The organism is Rhodoluna sp. (assembly GCF_049276775.1).
Lineage (GTDB): Bacteria > Actinomycetota > Actinomycetes > Actinomycetales > Microbacteriaceae > Rhodoluna.
This window is the reverse complement of record NZ_JBASXC010000021.1, coordinates 1-1,901: the sequence shown is the minus strand read 5'-3', so window position 1 is coordinate 1,901 and position 1,901 is coordinate 1. Positions and strand designations below refer to the sequence as shown.

The window sequence follows — 1,901 nt, the reverse complement described above, 5'->3', positions numbered from 1 at the left end:
GAAGTTGTGGGCGACTTCGCTCACGTCTACATGTATGCCCAGCGCACTCACGACGATCGTATTGCAATTGGGGGCCGTGGCGTCCCCTATAAGTTCGGCTCGAAAACCGATCTTGACGGTCAAACACCGGAGGCAACGGTCAAGGGTCTGCGTGAAATTTTGAAACGCATGTTCCCGCTCACCAAAGATTCATCGATCGATCATGTTTGGTCGGGAGTGCTTGGGGTTCCCCGTGATTGGTCCGCGACTGTGGGGCTGGACACCCGAACTGGAATTGCCTGGGGCGGCGGTTATGTCGGTACCGGGGTCACCTCAACGAACTTGGCCGGGCGGACAATAACCGACTTGATTCTGGGGGAGCAAACCGAACTGACCACCTTGCCCTGGGTAAATCACACGGTACGTAAGTGGGAGCCTGAACCATTGCGTTGGATCGCAACGAAAGTGTTGTACCAGGCTTACGGCTTTGCAGACAGGTCCGAATTGAAGGGACGCGCAACAACTTCACCGGTTGCGCATCTCGCTGACGTGGTCACCGGAAAGTAGGAACCTAGGTCCGAAGCCGGATCAAACAGCTTCGAAGAATGCATCAGCGCACACGATCTAGGGGACGTATGCTGTGGCAAATATGGCGCAGAGATATTTAATTGGGCGAAGGCTCTGGGCCCCCCAAGAAGGTGACTGGTGGATTGCCAGCACATTTATTATTGGGTCGATCCTTTTTGCAGCAGGCGCAGTTTTGCCCACGCTCTCAGGCATGCCCGGTCAGGCTATTCTTTCCGTCTATCTGATCGGATCAACGTTCTACTTGACTGGCGCGACCGTGCAATTGGTTCGCGGTCGACACATGGCTATCCACAGTGCTAGCGGACCGCAGGCGGCTAGACGCTTAGCAAATAGAAATTCTTTGGGAGCAATTATTCAGGTCACCGGGGCAATCTTTTTTCAAGTCTCGGCCACCGGAGATCTACTCCGATCCTTCACTCCCACTCATCAGGAACAGATTCTGTGGGTGCCTGACCTTACTGGCTCAGTCTGTTTTGTTGTGGCGAGCACCATCTTCTACTCGTTGCAATATCCCATTCAACACCGCAAAGGAAACCCCATAAGTGATCGCACGCTCGCAATGTTGAATATCTTGGGTTCACTGTTCTTCGTTGCCTCAGCGATAGGCGCCTACGCTCCAGCATTGACCGGGGAGTCCCTCTACCCCAAGTTAGCGAACGCCGGAACATTTATCGGCGCAATCTTCTTTCTCGTATCTTCCATCCCTGGACTTCCACTACGAAAATCAAACAGTGAAAACAATGAAACCACTGGTCCAGACATTCACTAAGGTCACCAGTGGTAGCAGAATCCACAGGACCTGTCCCACCTTCACCAATAAAAGTTGCGGATCATGAGTCTGCATCGCCACAGGCTCGAAGCTGCCACGATGTCAATTTCTGCCCAGAGCGAGAAGGTACGCTCACCGGGCAACCCGGGATTGTGAAATGTGAACGAGTCATAGAACACGTTCGAGGGTTAAGGAATCCGGCCCATGAAAAACAGACGGGACTTATGCTCAACCGAACTACCGGTGTAGCTAGAAGTACCTCAAATAGATCCAGAGGGGGTGGCACTTACTCGCTTTGCGTGTCAGGCGGGTACCAGCATTGCAACTATGCCTCTCTAGGTCACGTTGAGAACGCCACTCGGCATGCGATCCTCGGAACCCGCTGCGCTGCAAGACTCGCTGTTCGTGGGCGATACAGGAATCGAACCTGTGACCTCTTCCATGTCAAGGAAGCGCGCTAACCCCTGCGCCAATCGCCCCAGTGAAGACTTGCCTCAACCTTTTACGGCTCATTTCGCTGTGTTAGCCATTAAATAGCCGCTCACCGTCGAGGTCAAGCAAAAAA

2 protein-coding genes and 1 tRNA gene are annotated in these 1,901 nt (G+C 53.3%); 2 read left to right on the top strand and 1 reads right to left on the bottom strand.

Annotated elements, in window-relative coordinates:
- Both WAO31_RS01450 and WAO31_RS01445 read left to right on the top strand, forming a co-directional pair.
- On the top strand, positions 1–546 hold a 546-nt coding region (locus WAO31_RS01450), incomplete at its 5' end, for an FAD-dependent oxidoreductase (RefSeq protein WP_509589331.1).
- 82 nt (positions 547–628) lie between these two features.
- Complete coding sequence (locus WAO31_RS01445; RefSeq protein ID WP_509589329.1) at positions 629–1,336, top strand: hypothetical protein; 708 nt, start codon at positions 629–631, stop codon at positions 1,334–1,336.
- 406 nt (positions 1,337–1,742) lie between these two features.
- Here WAO31_RS01445 and WAO31_RS01440 read toward each other — a convergent pair.
- Positions 1,743–1,815, bottom strand: a tRNA-Val gene (locus WAO31_RS01440).
- Positions 1,816–1,901: the final 86 nt, after the last annotated feature.

Coding starts and splice junctions, on each gene's coding strand:
- WAO31_RS01445 (WP_509589329.1), top strand. CDS start 629: ATGGCGCAGAGATATTTAATTGGGCGAAGGCTCTGGGCCCCCCAAGAA.